Annotated in this window: 1 pseudogene; it reads left to right on the top strand. The window is 45.1% G+C overall.

From position 1 onward, the window contains the following. Positions 1–288: pseudogene (locus BHE89_RS01080) on the top strand (RNA-guided endonuclease TnpB family protein); the annotation flags it as partial.

The following is a 288-nucleotide window of genomic DNA, read 5'->3' as shown; positions in this document are numbered from 1 at the left end:
CTTTCTCCAACTTTTTTTAATCCGAAACTAAAAGCCCGTTTTCCCACGTTTAAAAGTAAGCATGGCAGACAATCTAGCTATCATTGTGTCGGGATCAAAGTCATTGATGGCGCGATAAAAATCCCGAAAATCGCACCGATTGAAGCGCGTTTACATCGTGAAATTACGGGGGCGCTGAAAAGTATCACACTGAGCCGTAGCGCAACCGGAAAATACTATGCGTCACTACTCTGTGATGACGGGGTAGAAGCACCGGCAAAGCCAACATTGATATCAAATATCACGGGG

Origin of the sequence: Shigella sp. FC1967 (assembly GCF_001743005.1) — a bacterium.
Lineage (GTDB): Bacteria > Pseudomonadota > Gammaproteobacteria > Enterobacterales > Enterobacteriaceae > Proteus.
This window is presented reverse-complemented; position numbering and strand designations above follow the sequence as displayed.